Source organism: Rhizobium sophorae (assembly GCF_013087515.1).
GTDB classification, from domain to species: Bacteria; Pseudomonadota; Alphaproteobacteria; order Rhizobiales; family Rhizobiaceae; genus Rhizobium; species Rhizobium sophorae.
This window is the reverse complement of record NZ_JABFCN010000048.1, coordinates 439,476-455,647: the sequence shown is the minus strand read 5'-3', so window position 1 is coordinate 455,647 and position 16,172 is coordinate 439,476. Positions and strand designations below refer to the sequence as shown.

Sequence of the window (16,172 nt, the reverse complement as noted above, 5' to 3'; positions counted from 1 at the left end):
GCTCAAGCCTCCGGAGCCACGTAGCGCGGGAAGACCGGCGTCGGCGCTTCGAGCGGTGTTCCGGCAACGAGACGGCCGGCCTCGCCCAGAGCGGCGAAGTCGCGATTGTCTTCGGGTGCCGCGACCAGATCGAGCAGCTTGGCCGATGATTCCGGCATGAAGGGCTGCAGCAGGATCGCGATCTGGCGCACGACTTCGGCGGTGACATAGAGCACCGTGCCCATACGCTCCGGATCGGTCTTCTTCAGCGCCCACGGCGCCTGGCCGGCGAAATAGCGGTCGGTCTCGGAAACCACTGCAATGATCGAGGCGAGCGCCCGATGGATCTGCTGCTTGCTCATGTCCTCGCGCGTCGATGCGTGCAGCGCATCGACTTGGGCCAACATCGCCTTGTCCTCGTCGCTGAGCGGGCCGCATTCCGGGATCTTGCCATCACAGTTCTTGACGATCATCGACAGCGAGCGGCTGGCGAGATTGCCGATGCCGTTGGCGAGATCGGAGTTGATGCGCGTGCCGATCGCCTCTTCGCTGTAGCTGCCGTCCTGGCCGAAGGAGACTTCGCGCAGGAAGAAATAGCGCACCTGGTCGAGGCCGAAATGGTTCACCAGATTGACGGGATCGACGACGTTGCCGAGCGACTTCGACATCTTCTCGCCCTTGTTGAGCAGGAAGCCGTGGGCAAAGACCCGCTTCGGCAGCGGCAGCTTCGCCGACATCAGGAAGGCCGGCCAGTAGACGGCATGGAAGCGGATGATGTCCTTGCCGATAATGTGCACGTCGGCCGGCCAGTATTTCGCCCGCGGGCCGTTCCTGTCCTCGATATAGCCTGTCGCGGTGATGTAGTTGGTCAGCGCGTCGACCCAGACATACATCACGTGGGCGGGATCGTTCGGCACCTTGATGCCCCAGTCGAAGGTCGTGCGCGAGACCGAGAGGTCCTTGAGGCCGGACTTGACGAAGGAGATCACCTCGTTGCGGCGCTCGGCCGGGCCGATGAAATCGGGGGTTTCCTCGTAATGCGCAAGCAGCTTCTCCTGGTATTCGGAGAGCTTGAAGAAATAGCTTGCCTCTTCCACCCACTCGACCGGCGTGCCTTGCGGCCCGTAGCGCACGCCGTCGGCGCGCAGCTCCGTCTCGTTTTCCTGGTAATAGGCCTCGTCGCGCACCGAATACCAGCCGGCATAGCTGTCCTTGTAGATGTCGCCATTGTCGGCCATCAGTTTCCAGATGTTGCGCGACGTCTCGTGATGACGCTCCTGCGTGGTGCGGATGAAATCATCGTTGGAGGCGTTGAGCAGCGTCGCCATCGCCTGGAATTCGCCGGAGTTGCGATCGGCGAGCGCCTGCGCGGTGATCCCCTCGGCGCGGGCCGTCTGCTGCATCTTCTGGCCGTGTTCGTCGGTGCCGGTCAGGAAGAAGACATCCTTGCCATCCAGGCGCTGATAACGCGCCATCGCATCCGTCGCGATCAACTCATAGGCATGGCCGATATGCGGCTTGCCGTTAGGGTAGGAAATCGCGGTGGTGATATAGAAGGGTGTCTTGTCTGTCATGGCGGCCAATGTCCGGCTAACTCTATAAAAATGGTCAGCCGCTCTTAGCGCATGTCACCGTCAAGCGAAACCTCAAGTTTCGCCGCCGTCGATGATTTCCGGGACGATGGGGGCGTGAACTTGACTCAGCTTCTCGCCCAATCTACCCGTCTTGGGAAAGAGGGCGGGACAAGAACGAAGTGCCAGTTTTCATCTACCGGAATGGCCGTGGCCGCGCGCCCTCGGGAGCGCCTGCTTGACATTCGAGCCGCTCTATTCGCTTTCGGGCCTCTTCGTCGGCGCGCTTGTCGGAATCACCGGCGTTGGTGGCGGTTCGCTGATGACGCCCCTTTTGGTGCTGCTCTTCGGCGTCCATCCCGCCACTGCCGTCGGTACCGATCTTCTCTACGCGGCAATTACCAAGACGGCAGGCACTGCCGTCCATGGCATGCATGGGCGCGTCAACTGGAAGATCGTCGGCAGCCTCGCAGCCGGCAGCCTGCCGGCCGCCCTGCTGATGCTCTGGCTGCTGGCCGGCGTCGACCGCAAAAGCATCGGCGTGACCAACACGATCACCACGGCGCTCGGCTGGCTTCTCGTCATGACCGCGATCATGCTGGTCTTCCGAGGCCCGATCCTCGAACTAGCGCGGCGCGCCATCGGCGATCGAACGCCACCGAAACCGACGACCATCCTCGCCCTCACCGTCATTCTCGGATTCGTTCTCGGCGTCCTCGTCACCTTGACCTCGGTCGGTGCCGGCGCGCTGGGGGTGACGATCCTGCTGGTCCTCTATCCCAGGCTCGATGTGCGCGAGATCGTCGGTTCCGATATCGTCCACGCGGTACCGCTGACCTTGATCGGCGGCACGGGCTATTGGCTGATCGGCGAGATCGACTGGCCGATGCTGCTTGCCCTGCTCATAGGCTCTATCCCCGGCATCATCATCGGCAGCCTTCTTGCGCCGAAGCTTCACGAACGCACCATCCGCATCGTCCTTGCCGTCACGCTTGCCGTTGTCGCATTGAAGTTGCTGACCGGTTGATCAGAGCATGATGCCGAAAGTGTCGGCGGTGACGCGCTTTAAAGACCCGGCTGCTTGATGTCGGCGAGAATGCTGATGATCGTCTGCTTGCGGTCGAGGTTATAGCCATCGGAAACGGTGAGCCGCTCGGTGATCTCGGAATAGAGCCGCGCCAGCCGCTCCGCCGCCGCGATCTGCCCCTCGCCCGCTGCCGCGCGAGCCCGGTTCATGATGTCGTCGCCGACATGGCTGACGAAGAAATCGAAGATCGTGTCGCTTTCCCGCCCCGAAAGCGCGTCGGCCAGCCGATGCATTGCCTTGCGTGCTGTCGGTCCCTCGGCGGAAAGCATCTCGTCATAAGCGGCAATGATCTCGCCGCCGCCGTAGTTCAGGAGTTTTAGCGCTTCGCCGACGCTGCCCTTGGCGGCCGAAAGCACCGCCTCGCCCTCGCCTGATATGCCGAGATGGGCAAGGGCCGCGACGAGTGCATCATCGGCGAGCGGCGCCAGTTTCAGCGGCAGGCAGCGCGAGCGGATCGTCGGCAGCAGCCGCCCCGGCGCATGCGACAGCACCAGGAACAGCGCCCGCTTCGGCGGTTCTTCCAGGATCTTCAGGATGGCATTGGCCGCATTGCGGTTCATGTCGTCGGCCGGATCGATGATGACGATCCGCCAGTTGCCGGTGCCCGACGTCTGCGAGAAAAATTTGCCGGCGCGGCGCACCTCGTCGACTGTGATCGCCGATTTCACCTTGCCGGTCTTTTCGTCCACCGGCCGGGCCAGATGCAGCAGATTGTGCGAGGCGCCCGACGCGATCTGCCGGCTGACGGGCGAGGCAGGATCGGGATCGCCGATCGTCTCCGGCGCTGTCGCGGGATCGGGATGCGAGAGCACGTGATTGGCGAATCGGAAGGCGAGCGTCGCCTTGCCGATGCCCTCCGGCCCTTCGATCAGGACGGCGTGATGGCCCTTGCCGGAGCGATAGGATTGCGCAAGGAAGGCTTCCGCCTCCTCATGGCCGAACAGCCTGGTATTTTCCCCCGGCCAGATGGCGCCATCGAGCAGTCCGGGCCGCCCTTCACTCATGATGGGCCTCACTCATGGTGAGCGGCTTCCGGCATTCGGGCACGGCCTGCAGGAGACAGCAGCTGCTTGACGATCGCCAGGATCTCGGCGGCAATCGCTTCTTCCGTCTGCATGGCATTGACCACGTGGCAGCGCTCCGGCTCACGAGCGGCGATATCGAGAAAGGCCTCGCGCCGTTTCTCGTGCGTTTCCAACCGCTCCTTCTCGAAGCGATCGGGACCATCGGCCGCGGCGCGCTTCTGCGCCCGCTCCAGTCCGACCTTGGCGGGGATGTCGAGGATCACGGTACAATCCGGCATGACGCCGTTGATGGCGATGCGCTGCAGCGTCTCGATGAAATCGGGCTCGAGATTGCCGGTGATGCCCTGGTAGACGCGGGAGGAATCCATGAAGCGATCGCAGAGCACGACCTTGCCGGCGGTAAGGGCCGGCCGGATCACCTCTTCGACATGGTCGTTGCGAGCCGCGGCAAAGAGGATCGCCTCCATCCGCGTGCCGAAGGCTTCGGCTGCCCCTGACAATAGCACATGGCGCACGGCTTCGGCGCCAGGCGATCCGCCTGGTTCGCGCGTCACCAGCACGTCGTGACCTTCGCCTTTCAACGCCTCGGCGAGGCGGCGGATCTGCGTGGATTTCCCAGCGCCTTCCCCGCCTTCAAACGTAACGAACAATCCCGTACCGGATGACAATGACAACTTCCCGCATTCCAGGCGCCGCACGCGCCCCGCTCCTTCTATCTATCCGAAGATGTCAGGGAGGAAAACCTTTCGCCGCGGCGACATATTCACCTTTTCCGGCAAATTGCATTGAAAACAGCTCGTCAGACGGGCGCGGGCTTGTCCCAGAGCCAGGAGAAAAACAGCGATTCGCCGAGTTCCAGCATGGCGTCGACCGCCCGGCTGCTGAGCGAGCCCTCGCCGACTGCCTGCACGGTATAGAGCGGCACTTCCCTGAGCAGCCGGCTGCCGGCGAAAATCCTCAGCGTGCCTGCCTGCGTATCCGGCTTGACCGGCGCCGTCAGCGGCCAGCGATAGATGATGCGCGCCGACAGCCGGTCGGGATTGCTGATCGGAATATAGACGCTGACCGGCGCCTTGGCGACGAGATCGACGGTGCGCGCCGTGCCGCCATAGACGCTGGCGGCGCCGATCACTTCCTTCTCGCCGAAGATCTGCCGATTCTCGAAGGCCGTCAGCCCCCATTCGAGCACCCGCTTGGCCTCCTCCGTCCGCTCCTTGTCGGAAGCGATGCCAGCAAGCGCAACAAACAGCCGCTTGCCGTCGCGCTGCACCGAAGCGACGATCGAATACCCCTCGCCCTCGGTAAAGCCCGTCGCCAGCCCATCGGCGCCGAGATCGAGTCCGAGCAGCGGATTGCGGTTGCGCTGGAAGATCTTGTTCCACTCAAAATCCGGTTGCGCGAAATAGGGATAAAGGTTCGGATAGGATTGTTGAAGAGCGGCGGCAAGCGTCACCATCTCGCGTGCGGTCACCTTGCTCTTGCCATCGGGAAGACCGGTGGAATTGCCGAACTCGGCCTTCTCCATGCCGAGTTCGCGGGCACGCCGCGTCATCGACACGGCAAATTGCTGCTCGCTTCCGGCCATGCCCTCTGCGAGGATGATACAGCTGTCATTGGCGCCCTGGATGGCGACGCCCTTGATAAGGTCCTCGACGCGCACGCGCGATTTGAGGCTGGCAAACATCGTTGCCGTCCGCGACGGGGCCCCGCCCGTCCGCCAGGCATATTCGGAAACGGGATAGTCGGTATCGAGCGTGATCTGGCCCTTGGTCAGCGCCTCGAAGACCAGATCCATCGTCATCAGCTTGGCAAGCGAAGCCGGCGAAAAGCTCTGATCCTCGTTCTTGGCGAGAAGCACCGTGCCGGTGGTAGCCTCGATCATATAGGCCTGCGCCGCCTTGGTGGCGAAGCCGGCACCGCCATCGGCTGCAAAGGCTCCGGTGGCGAACAGCATCAGGCATGCAAGCAGGCGAAGCGCGGGCTTCAACATCGCAATTTCCACTTATGGAGCGGCGTGTGTCGGGAGGTTAGAGCGGTGGAGAATCCGATGCAATGCCATGCTCAGCGCGCGGCGAACTTTGCCTGCTGGCGCTTGGCCGAGGCAAGGATGGACTCTTGGGTTAGCCCATCATTGCGCACCATGACCGCGTCGAAGGCGAGATTGACGGTCACTGTCTTCACCTCTTCGTTCTGGTAGCCGAGCGCCAGCGAATTCTGGGGCCGCTCATAGGGCATCGGACCGATCTCCGGCAGCACGACCATGTGGTCCATGGCCTGCGCGCCGTTGTTGAAGGTCGGCGCCGATGGCGCGACCAGAACATGGGCAGCCGGTGCCAGAGCGGGTGCTGCGGCGGCTGCCGCATTGTTGCGGGCGCTCGGCGTCGAGCCGGCATAGGAAGTTGCCGACCTTGGCACCGGCACGTTGGCCGGCGTCTCGTAGTCTTCCGAACTCTGAAGTTGGTCGCGGGTGATCTTTCGGCTGTTGGAGGCGACCATCACGCCGGTTGCGATCTGGCCTTCCGGATTGACGCCGGGAATGCGGCTGCCCTTCGGCGCGTATGAGGCCATCAGATAGGGCATGTCGTGGCCGTCCATGCGGGCGCGGCCGACATATTGCACGCGCACCTTGCCGGTGCCGCTGTGCTGCAGATCCAGCATGTCGGCCGTCTTGTTGGAAAGATCGATGATGCGGCCTTCATGATAGGGTCCGCGATCGTTGACGCGCACGATGACGGAAGAACCGCTTTCGAGATTGGTAACGCGCGCATAGCTCGGCAGCGGGAAGGTCGGATGTGCGGCGGAAAGATGCATCTGGTCGTAAACTTCGCCATTCGCCGTCAGGCGCCCATGAAAGGCCGAGCCATACCACGAGGCGACGCCGACCTTGTTATAAGAGAAATCTTCCTTCGGATAATACCACTTGCCCTTCACCTCGTAAGGGTTGCCGACGATATAGCGGCCGCCGCCCTTCGGGATATTGTTGCCGGTCGCGACCCGCGGGCTCGCCTTCACACCATATTCGGATTCGGAGAAATATTCTTTGCCGTGGGCTTTTTTCTTCGGCACCGCCTGCGTCGTGCCGCAAGCCGCAACCGTCGCACACATCGCCGAGATCGCCAGCCACCGTGCTGTCGTTGCGAAAGACGCCGCCCCGTAATCCAGTTTCATATGCCCCACGCCGCTCAAAGATCGTTATGGTTAAGGAACCCTGCCCCATCCTGGGGCAATAGCGCCTTATTCCCGCCCGCCTAACGAGGCTTTAATCTTGCTAAGTTCGTGGCAAATTTACGAACGATTTCGGAGCGATAGCGACAATTCTAATGATTATGGTTTATAAATCACTAACAAAAGCCACTTCCGCCTGCCCTTCCGCCGCCGCAATGAGGCCCGAAATCATCGTGCCGATGCGAGGCATATGGTGAACATCTGGGGTGCTTCCGGACGCCCCAAAGCTCCATATTGGAACACGGCCTGCGCGTATTTGAGGAGCGGCGGCGCGTCACTAGCTTGCCTATCCCCGCGATATGACGCTATGCACTCTCGACGCGGGTTGAGGGCTTAAGAATGGACAGAATTTTCAAAAGCTTGATCTTGCTGGTGGTGGTATCCAGCTCATCAGCAGTCGCCGCCGCGGAAGATTTCCCCGCCTATTGGCGCAAGACGATGACCAATGATCCCAAGACGAATTTTTATCTGGCCGAGGCCTTGAAACCCTTACCGAACAAGGATGCCGAAACCCTCAAGGTGCTCAGGCTGTCGCTGATCGCCGGCAACCTTTGCCTCGACGCCGCCATCGACAGGAGAACAGGCGAAGCCTATCTGCACCGGGCCGGATATGACCGCCTCCGCGGAAAGACATGGGACGAGGCCGCCTTCCTCGCCAACGACTGGTTCAAATATTTCAACTACCGCTCCCTCGCCCACCTATGCGCCGGCATCGACTATATGTTCGGGCGGGAGGGAAAGCTGGTGCCCAATCTGGTCAAGCCCGGCAAGGGTGAGCCGAAGGGAACCTACGATCCCCAAAATCCCTACCTGCGGCTTCCGCCCTTGCGCAAGCCGAATGGCTAGGTAGCGTCGCCGATAGATGTGATGCAACGCGGGTCGCGTATTTGACGCTTCGTGGCTGTATGGGAACGAATTGTCGGCCACGGGCTTTGAAGGTTTAGACCTTTGGAGGATCACCATGAACGATGAAACCCTGACTCAGCTCGACACGATCAGCCAGCAGTTGCATGCCCGATCTCGCGCGCTTGCCCAGCCGGATAAAGATAACGACATTGCAATCCTGATGTCGGCCCTCGCCGTGACGATGGAGGCGGTTCGATCGCTCGGCGAGGATATGAAACAGCTCAACGGCCCGAAGGGCCTCGGATCTGACGGAAGCTAAATCTCTTATGTCGCCGGCGCAATTCACAGAGCTTGCGCCGGGAACGATGAGCGCCAAGCGCTCATCTTCGACATGGTGGGAAGCCGTGGGCCGTCTATGCCGCCGGTGGACGATAGCGAATCGACTTCGCCTTTTCCAAGGCCTCGATCGTATCCTCGACGCTGAGGAGGACAGTGGTTTCCATGGAGCTGAGCGCGCCTCCTGCACCGATAGCAAGTGCTACAGCCGCCATCGATACGTTATCAGGCGCCTCCCACAGATTCCAACCGTCATGCTCGCCGAAGGCGTACCAGAACCCGTGGAGCTTTCCGCCCACGGATTCAATGTAACTACGTGCCGCCTCTCGGCGATCCTCGGGGTTTTCGATCATCCGCGCCCAGGTCTCGGGCGTATAGCTAAAGCGTGTGAGATACATGGCCATGGTTTGTTTCCTCCGCCAGAACACGCAGTTAACGCTCAAGCCGGGGAGAACGCGAGTCATTTCCAATGTGTGGAACGGGCTTCCAACGATCTCGGTCGCAATGCCCAGAAGAACAGCGAGTTTCGCCGTCAGAAGATCTTGCGGCGTTCATCGAAAAGTAGATTTTAGCAGTTATTCCGACTCCGCTTCTCATCTCACATCGGGTTCCGGCAATGGATCTTGCGACAGTCCTGCTTCTACACAAGTCTTCCTTCATCGTCGGAGCGATCTGCTTCTTCTACGTGAGGTGGCGCTCCGGAGCGACGCCCGGGCTCGGCGTGCTTGCCGTTGGTTTTACTTTGCTCGCGATCGCCTCAACGCTGGCAGGTTGGGACGAGAGCCTTCACATGTCCGCCAATGCCAGGACGTTCTGGAGTTTTTCGCTGGGCGCCAACGGTTACGGGCTGATGACGGTTGGTCTTTTCGGCCTCAGCCGGCGTCAAAACTCTCTACGAGACTGGTGGCCATTGCTCCTGCCCGTCGTCCTGACGCTGAGTGCGGCGATCACGCCATGGTATTTGGACAATGGATTGAGAGCATCGGTGTTCAATGGCAGCGCCACCATCCTGCTTGCCTTGTCAGGTTTCGTGATCGCCCGCGACTTCTTCCACGAGCGTCTTACCGGGCGGCTCGGCCTTTCCGCATCCATTTGGCTGGCGACGTCTCTCTCGGCTTTGGTCGTCATTGGTTTCATCTTTCCGAATGATGCGCCTCTTCCCCCGCGCTACGCATTCTTTCTGCTGATCATCTGTCATTTCGCAGTCGCTCTGTTCGTGCTCGTTGTCGTGCAGGAAAGAGCCGAAGAGAAGCTTATAAGACTTGCAAATACCGATATGCTGACCGGCATTCCCAACCGGCAGCATTTCTTCAATTCCCTTCCGAAAAGCCTCGGCCCCGGGGACGCCTTCGCCCTCATCGATATCGACTTTTTCAAGCGTGTTAACGATATGTACGGACATGACAAAGGTGATGTCGTTCTCATAAATGTTGCTCGGACGATTGCTCAGAGTGCCCCCGCTTCCTGCGTGCTAGGTCGGTTGGGCGGCGAGGAGTTCAGCCTCTTTTTTCGCGGCCAAACGGCAGCCTCCGCTTTTGCGTTCGCTGAGCGGATACGCGAGGCTGTCAACGCCCTGAGCTTGTCTTCGAAGGAAATCAGGTCACCCCTTCCGTCAGTGCAGGTGTGGCACTTTGGGAAGCGGGTCTAACCGAACAAGACGTCCAGAAGCGTGCAGATCAGGCGCTCTACATTGCCAAAAACAAGGGTCGCAACAGGGTTGAGTTGTTCAGCAGCGTCGGGTTGACCTGCAGCGTCCTTGCGCCGGAACCGCTACCGGCTCGTGCAGGCGAAGAACAACGGAAGGTCGGCTCTCTCGAGCTAGTCGCACGTCATGGCGAAGATGCTGGCAAATGCTGCAGAGCAAGTTGACGCTGCTACCAAAGCTGCTAAAAAGCCAGCCATCGAGTGATTGGGTCGCAAATCGGTAGCAATGGCCGGTTGGTAGAAATCGACAGAATGTTGATGTCTCAACCTTTTCAATCAGATGGAAGAGTGTCCGAGTGGTTTAAGGAACCGGTCTTGAAAACCGGCGTGCGGGAAACCGTACCGTGGGTTCGAATCCCACCTCTTCCGCCATCTTATATTGATTTTGTTGCACAATTTCCGCTTTTTCGAGAATGCACGCTTGTCGTATCCCCCCTTCTAGTATGAAAGCCGCCAGGCTGATGAGGCTGGCGGCTCATCTGTTGAGCACCAAGGTTGGTTTCAGTGGCACTGCCGGCTAAAAATCGAAATACACGGTCACACCTGACCGACGACGATAGGAGTAATGGTCGCGATAGCCGTAATAGTCGCGACTGCCGTAATACCGCGGACGATAGCACGAGCCGTAGTACCGACAGTCGCGGTAAGCGTAGCGGTGTTTCTTCCGGTGGCCATACGCATGTCCATTACCGTGGCGACGGTGTTTGACCTGCTCGACGTCGGGGGTGTGCATATGTACTGCGTTCGGCACGACGATCGGCGCGGCGTTCAGCGGCAGGGCGAAAGATGCAGACAAGATCATGGCTGCAAGTGAGGAAAAAAGCATCTTCATCGGCGCATCCTTTCAGGCTGCGATTCTGGGTTAATAAGCATTAACCTCCGATGAACGGCTGCAAGTATCCCAGAAAACACCGGCCGGCGCGCCGCTGGTGTGGCTCGGCAGCGGGCTAACGCAGGTCTACGACCCACGCCGATGCGCACAGGGCGGCGCACATTCGATTAATTCCCAGATCTCTCCGCGGCGGTCGCTCGTGTACAGGAGCCAGTCCATGCCGCGCGCTCTTCGTTGCAACGCTTGCACGCCAAAGCGATGCTGCCTGCCGTGAGCTGAGCTAAGAATTTCGATGTCGTAGAGTTCGCGACCCTTCCGCCATCCGTCGTTTTCCGAAAATTGCGGTTTGGTACCTCAAGAAGGTTGGCGTTCCCTGAGGCAAGAGATGAGTTTCACGCCGCCTCCCTTGCGTTGACGATGAGATGATGTACAGGCAGCAACAGGACGCGACCGCCATTAACTTAAGAATGGGGTCGGGCGGCAGATTGACGTCACGTCGCTGCCACGAGATCACGTGGCCGTCCTCTGGTCGGCGTCCGCAAGTACGAGAGCAGCAGTCGCCTATCTCGACTGAGATGATATTATTGGGGCTGCAACGGCAAGGGAAATGACTTTGTCAGCAGCACCCTAGGTCTTCAGATTTCCAATCTGGTATACCCGGTGTCTCAAGCGGTCCAACAAGTGCGAGGCTCCTTTTATGATCGTTCAAGCCTGCATCAACGGCGCGCGGCCGAGCGATTTCCATCCCCTCCTTCCGCTGACGATCGATGCCATGGTGCGTGATGCCACGGCTTCGGTTGCTGCCGGCGCTGCGGAGCTCCACGTTCATCCGCGCGAAGCCGATGGCAAGGAGAGCCTTGCCGCTGTCGATGAGACGGTGGGCGCGATCCGCCGGGCTTGTCCGGGAACGCTGATCGGCGTCTCCACGGGCGCCTGGATCGAGAGCGATCGCGAGAAAACGCGGGAAGCCATCCGCCGCTGGCGTGTCCTGCCGGATTATGCCTCGGTGAACCTGTCCGAAGACGATGCGCCCGATGTCATGCAGCTGCTGCGGCAGAAGGGTGTCGGCATCGAAGTCGGGCTGGCATCGGTCGCCGATGCGGAGCGCTACATCGGCCTCGATGATCGTGAGCGGGTCTTTCGCGTGCTAATCGAGCTCGATGACGAACAGGATTTGCAGCGCGCATGCGATATCGCGGACGGCATTATCAGGGTACTTTGGGATAGCCGGGTCAATCGACCCATTCTTCTGCACGGTTTCGACGACACCGTCTGGCCCTTCGTCAGGTTGGCGCGCGAGCGGCGCTACTCCACCCGTATCGGTCTGGAAGATGGCAAGCACCTCCCGGATGGGACGATTGCGAACGACAATGCCGCGCTGGTCACTGCGGCCGTTGCGATCTTCCGTGGCCAATCGAACTGATCCCGATGTGTCGGCGGCCGGGCGGCAGTGCGGAATCTCCTTCGGCGCCATCGGCCGTCAAGGCGCAGAAGTTTCGAAATACGGGCTCGGCGATGTCGATGATTCGCCGGACGGCCCTCACGAGAAGTACGCATATATCAGGACGCCAACAGAACCCCAGAAGATAAGCGGCGCCAGTATCATCCCCGCGACGAAAATTTTAGTCACAGCAAAACTCCGAACACCTCCATGCATGCCGAAGCAAGCTATTGCATCGACGGAAAGTTGCCATGGGCACAAAGTCCGGGATGGATCGGACCTTGGTCTGGGTTTCGCTCGCGCGGCCGATCAGTGCCGGACTCTACTCTCCCCGAGCGCTCGGCGGCGGTAAGTCCCGGCCGCGATGACGAGCGCGACGACAAGCAGTGCTGCCGCAACGGCGAAGGTCATCCGCATGCCTGAGGCGACGGCCTCGGGATGCGCCGCTGTGATATCGGGTGTTCCCGAAGAGAACGCGAAGACGGCGCCCATCACGGATGCGCCGGTAATCAGCCCGAGATTGCGCGACAGGTTGAGCATGCCCGAGATGACGCCTCGCTGGTCGGGGTGGACATCCGCCATGACGGCGGTGTTGTTGGCCGCCTGGAACAGCTGATAGCCGGGTGTCAGCATGGCGATGGCGGCGATGTAGCCTGATATCCCGGGAAGCACTGCCATGGCGACGGAGGCTGCCGCCATGACAACGAGCCCTGCGACAACCACGAATGGCGCGTCCAGACGGTCCACCAGCCGACCGGCCGGGATCCCGCTCAAAATGGAGATGACGGGGCCGATCGACATGACGATGCCGACGAGAGCTTGATTGAGCCCGAGCGCACGGGAGAGGTAGAACGGCGCGACGACCAGCGTCGCCATCATCACCGTCGAAACTAGCATGTTCATCGCCAGGCTGGCGGTGAGCACGCGATTGCGGAATACTGTCAACTGGATCAGCGGCGATGCCACTCTTGCCTCGGCGAAGACAAACAAACCGGTGCCGAAGACGGCGGTCAGTAACAGGGCGACGTTCAGCAGGCCAAAACGGCCGTGCCCGATCGTCATCGCCAGCGCATAGGCCGAAAGCGTCAGCGCAAGCAGCAGTGTGCCCGCCAAGTCGAAGCCCTTCCGATCTGTCCTCCCCTTGCTGATATCGGCGGGCAGGTGGCGATAGGCGAGAACGAAGGTCAGAACGCCGAGCGGCACGTTGACGAGAAAGATTGCCGGCCAGCCGAGCCCGGCGATCAGGAAGCCTCCGAGCGAGGGCCCAAGAGCAGTGCCGATCGCCGACATCGTTCCAAGCAACCCCATGGCGCTCCCGGTTCTTTCCTTAGGCACCGTTTCGCCGACAAAGGCCATGGTCAGAGCCATCATGATGGCCGCACCCAGACCCTGCACCGCGCGCGCGGCAATCATCAGCCATAACGTCGGCGCGACGCCGCAGAGGATCGAGGCCAGCGTGAAGAGCAGGATGCCGATGAGGAGCAGCCGGCGTCGACCGGTGATGTCGCCGAGCCGTCCGACGCTGACGATCAGGGTCGTGATGGCAAGGAGGTAGGCGAGAACGATCCACTGGACGTCCTGGAAGGCGGCGTTGAATGCCTGCGCCAGGCTCGGCAGGCCGACATTGGCGATGCTGGTGCCGAGTGACGGCAGCAACATGGAGAGGGAGAGACTGGCAAGCGCCCAGCGGACGGAAGGTGTCCGTTCGGCGATTGCCTCGCCTCGTTCTGCAATGATCGGCTTCACCCGTGAACTCCGTTTCTCTTAGCTCCCCAGAATGGGACTGATGAAAACCTAGTCCTCGGCTTGATATGGCAGAAGACGCATGATTTGCACTTCATCCATGCGTTTGACGCCACATTAGGATGAAACCGTGTTATACCTGATGCATGTCGACACCCGATCTCAACCTGCTAGTCACCCTCGATGTGTTGCTTGCCGAGGGCAGCGTTGCGCGTGCGGCACAAAGGCTGCGGCTCAGCCCGTCGGCGATGAGCCGGGCCTTAGCGCGATTGCGCGAGACGACGGGCGATCCGCTGCTGGTGCGCGCCGGCCGCGGCCTCGTCCCCACGCCGCGCGCGCTCGAACTGCGCGAGCGGGTCGGCCAGATTGTCGAGGACGCGCAGGCGGTCTTGCGTCCTGCCGAGGCGATTGACCTTCAACGCTTGGTCCGGACGTTCACGCTGCGCACCAGCGAAGGCTTTGCCGAGAGCTTTGGACCTGATCTGATCGCACGCCTCGGCCGGCAAGCGCCCGGTGTGCGGCTGCGCTTCGTGCAGAAACCGGACAAGGACAGCGCCCCGCTTCGCGATGGAACCGTCGATCTAGAAACCGGCGTCGTCAGCGGGACGACGGGTCCAGAGGTGCGGGCGCAGGCCTTGTTCCGCGATCGTTTCATCGGCGTCGTGCGCTTGGGGCATCCGCTTTGCGAGCGCGAGATGACACCCACCCTTTATGCCGGCGGCGAGCACATCTACGTCTCGCGGCGCGGCCTCGACAAGGGACCGATCGATGACGCCTTGAATGCGCTCGGGCTGGAACGGCAGATCGCCACCATCGTCAGCGGCTTTTCTACGGCGTTGGCGCTCGCCCGGAACTCCGATCTGATCGCCAGCGTGCCCGAACGGCACACCGGAGCCTTACGCGCGGGGATGCATAGTTTTCCCCTCCCCGTCCCGACGCCTGAGATTACGGTCTCGTTGCTCTGGCACCCCAGGATGGATGCCGACCCCGCGCATCGCTGGCTGCGCGGCTGCGTTCGGGACACCTGCGAGCGCGCTGATTGAAGGTCCGCGTAGGATCTAAGGTTTGACCCGATTGATCCGTGTGTTGACTATCCCGCGTCGCCGTGATTTCCCGTTGTGATCACCAAACGAGGACGTTATGACCGACATCATTGTAAAGGACAGCAACGGAAGCCAGCTTCACGACGGCGATTCCGTGACGCTGATCAAGGACCTCAAGGTTAAGGGAACCTCGGAGACGCTGAAGCGTGGAACGCTGGTCAAGGGCATTCGTCTGACCGACAATCCGGGCGAGATCGAGTGCAACACCAAGCAGGTCAAAGGCCTCGTGTTGAAAACCGAGTTTTTGAAGAAGGCATAAAGTCCCTCGCCCGCGACTCCGCGATCAATCGGCTTTCACCGCCTCCGGCGGCACTTCCTCGGTGATCACCTCGAAACGGGAGAGCGTTGCCGGACCGAAGGCTGTCGACATGGCGACGTCAGTGGCGTCGCGGCCGGTTCCCATCAGGATCCGGCCGATGCGCGGCGTGTTGTGGCGGGCATCGACCGTATGCCAGTGGCCGCCGAGAAAGACCTCGAACCAGGCGCTGAAATCCATCGGATTGGGATCAATCGGAACGCCGATATCGCCGAGATAGCCGGTGCAATATCTGGCTGGGATATTCATGCACCGGCAAAGCGCGATGGCGAGATGGGCAAAGTCGCGGCAGACGCCTGCCTTGTCGATGAAGCCGCCATGCGCGGTGCGCAGGAGGTCGGCCTTCTGGTAATCGAAGGTGATGTGGTCATGGACGAAATCGCAGATCGCCTGAACGCGCGCCCAGCCGAGCGGCGTCGACGAGAAGGTTGCCCAGGCGAAATCGGCAAGCCTGTCGGTGTCGCAATAGCGGCTGCCGAGCAGGAAGACGAGCACCTCGTCCGGTAGATCGTTGATCGCGTGCTGGACGGCATCTTCGGGAACGATGTCGGGTTGACCGCTGTCGTAGATCTCGAACTCCGTAGAGATCGTCGTCACTCCCGCCGGGGCGACGATCCGGCTGCAGGCATTGCCGAAACCATCGGCATATTCCCAGGCCTCGATCGCCCGGTCGAATGTCAGGACCTGCTCGCTGAGAAGATCGGCGCGACGGGAGGGATGGATATTGAGAACGAGCAGCATCGGTGTCGGCTGTATGCATTCATAGCCCAGATGAAACCCGGCGCGTATCTTCATTGTGGCTTCCTTATCGCGTCTCCGCAGAGGTGGAGGTGAGTATGGAACGTTGATCGCGACACCCGGTTCCCGCAGACACGATCGTCTCCGCGCGGCTGCCTCGCGGTAATCAAGATCACCTCGGAATAATCAAGACTATCTCATTGTAACCAAAGATTTACTTCGGAGG

Annotated in this window: 15 protein-coding genes, 1 tRNA gene and 1 pseudogene; 8 read left to right on the top strand and 9 right to left on the bottom strand. The window is 60.9% G+C overall.

Annotated features, from left to right (window positions below):
- Window positions 1-2: 2 nt before the first annotated feature.
- Window positions 3-1,553: a methionine--tRNA ligase gene (metG, locus tag G9X64_RS27955; protein WP_171377794.1), complete on the bottom strand. Its 1,551-nt coding sequence runs from the start codon at window positions 1,551-1,553 to the stop codon at window positions 3-5.
- A gap of 235 nt (window positions 1,554-1,788) precedes the next feature.
- On the opposite strand from metG, the gene G9X64_RS27950 reads away from it, so the two are divergent.
- Window positions 1,789-2,577, top strand: a complete 789-nt coding sequence (locus tag G9X64_RS27950; protein WP_017960508.1) for a sulfite exporter TauE/SafE family protein — start codon at window positions 1,789-1,791, stop codon at window positions 2,575-2,577.
- A gap of 38 nt (window positions 2,578-2,615) precedes the next feature.
- Here G9X64_RS27950 and G9X64_RS27945 read toward each other — a convergent pair whose 3' ends face one another.
- The 4 genes from G9X64_RS27945 to G9X64_RS27930 form a co-directional block, all read right to left on the bottom strand.
- Entirely contained in the window at window positions 2,616-3,641 is a 1,026-nt protein-coding gene (locus G9X64_RS27945; protein ID WP_171377793.1) for a DNA polymerase III subunit delta', read from the bottom strand.
- 8 nt (window positions 3,642-3,649) lie between these two features.
- Entirely contained in the window at window positions 3,650-4,330 is a 681-nt protein-coding gene (gene tmk / locus G9X64_RS27940) for a dTMP kinase (protein WP_168311302.1), read from the bottom strand.
- Between the two features lie 131 nt (window positions 4,331-4,461).
- Complete coding sequence (locus G9X64_RS27935) at window positions 4,462-5,652, bottom strand: D-alanyl-D-alanine carboxypeptidase family protein (protein ID WP_171377792.1); 1,191 nt, start codon at window positions 5,650-5,652, stop codon at window positions 4,462-4,464.
- Between the two features lie 71 nt (window positions 5,653-5,723).
- Window positions 5,724-6,830 carry a septal ring lytic transglycosylase RlpA family protein gene (locus G9X64_RS27930; RefSeq protein WP_171377791.1) on the bottom strand — a complete coding sequence of 369 codons (1,107 nt, stop codon included), beginning with the start codon at window positions 6,828-6,830 and terminating at the stop codon, window positions 5,724-5,726.
- Window positions 6,831-7,226: 396 nt separating this feature from the next.
- Between G9X64_RS27930 and G9X64_RS27925 the strand changes: the two genes are divergently transcribed.
- Both G9X64_RS27925 and G9X64_RS27920 read left to right on the top strand, forming a co-directional pair.
- Window positions 7,227-7,733, top strand: a complete 507-nt coding sequence (locus G9X64_RS27925; RefSeq protein ID WP_171377790.1) for a hypothetical protein — start codon at window positions 7,227-7,229, stop codon at window positions 7,731-7,733.
- 115 nt (window positions 7,734-7,848) lie between these two features.
- Complete coding sequence (locus G9X64_RS27920; RefSeq protein WP_168311306.1) at window positions 7,849-8,052, top strand: hypothetical protein; 204 nt, start codon at window positions 7,849-7,851, stop codon at window positions 8,050-8,052.
- Window positions 8,053-8,146: 94 nt separating this feature from the next.
- Here the strand turns inward: G9X64_RS27920 and G9X64_RS27915 are convergent, their stop codons facing one another.
- Window positions 8,147-8,473 carry a GYD domain-containing protein gene (locus G9X64_RS27915; RefSeq protein WP_011652042.1) on the bottom strand — a complete coding sequence of 109 codons (327 nt, stop codon included), beginning with the start codon at window positions 8,471-8,473 and terminating at the stop codon, window positions 8,147-8,149.
- 212 nt (window positions 8,474-8,685) lie between these two features.
- Here G9X64_RS27915 and G9X64_RS37165 point away from each other — a divergent pair.
- Both G9X64_RS37165 and G9X64_RS27905 read left to right on the top strand, forming a co-directional pair.
- Window positions 8,686-9,938, top strand: a pseudogene (locus tag G9X64_RS37165) (GGDEF domain-containing protein).
- A 117-nt stretch (window positions 9,939-10,055) separates the two neighbouring features.
- A tRNA-Ser gene (locus G9X64_RS27905) sits at window positions 10,056-10,145 on the top strand.
- A gap of 145 nt (window positions 10,146-10,290) precedes the next feature.
- On the opposite strand, the gene G9X64_RS27900 is transcribed toward G9X64_RS27905, so the two are convergent.
- Entirely contained in the window at window positions 10,291-10,605 is a 315-nt protein-coding gene (locus G9X64_RS27900) for a hypothetical protein (RefSeq protein WP_168316966.1), read from the bottom strand.
- Between the two features lie 697 nt (window positions 10,606-11,302).
- Between G9X64_RS27900 and G9X64_RS27895 the strand changes: the two genes are divergently transcribed.
- Window positions 11,303-12,028, top strand: coding sequence for a 3-keto-5-aminohexanoate cleavage protein (locus G9X64_RS27895; RefSeq protein ID WP_171377789.1), 726 nt, complete (start codon window positions 11,303-11,305; stop codon window positions 12,026-12,028).
- A 327-nt stretch (window positions 12,029-12,355) separates the two neighbouring features.
- Here G9X64_RS27895 and G9X64_RS27890 read toward each other — a convergent pair whose 3' ends face one another.
- Window positions 12,356-13,792, bottom strand: coding sequence for an MFS transporter (locus G9X64_RS27890; RefSeq protein WP_171377788.1), 1,437 nt, complete (start codon window positions 13,790-13,792; stop codon window positions 12,356-12,358).
- 143 nt (window positions 13,793-13,935) lie between these two features.
- Here G9X64_RS27890 and G9X64_RS27885 point away from each other — a divergent pair, with 143 nt between their 5' ends.
- The gene (locus G9X64_RS27885; protein WP_171377787.1) at window positions 13,936-14,832 is read left to right on the top strand and encodes a LysR family transcriptional regulator; all 897 of its coding nucleotides are present in this window, start codon (window positions 13,936-13,938) and stop codon (window positions 14,830-14,832) included.
- A 97-nt stretch (window positions 14,833-14,929) separates the two neighbouring features.
- The gene (locus G9X64_RS27880) at window positions 14,930-15,151 is read left to right on the top strand and encodes an alkylphosphonate utilization protein (protein WP_168272188.1); all 222 of its coding nucleotides are present in this window, start codon (window positions 14,930-14,932) and stop codon (window positions 15,149-15,151) included.
- A 24-nt stretch (window positions 15,152-15,175) separates the two neighbouring features.
- Here the strand turns inward: G9X64_RS27880 and G9X64_RS27875 are convergent, their stop codons facing one another.
- Window positions 15,176-16,003, bottom strand: a complete 828-nt coding sequence (locus G9X64_RS27875; RefSeq protein WP_171377786.1) for a transglutaminase-like domain-containing protein — start codon at window positions 16,001-16,003, stop codon at window positions 15,176-15,178.
- Window positions 16,004-16,172 lie beyond the last annotated feature (169 nt).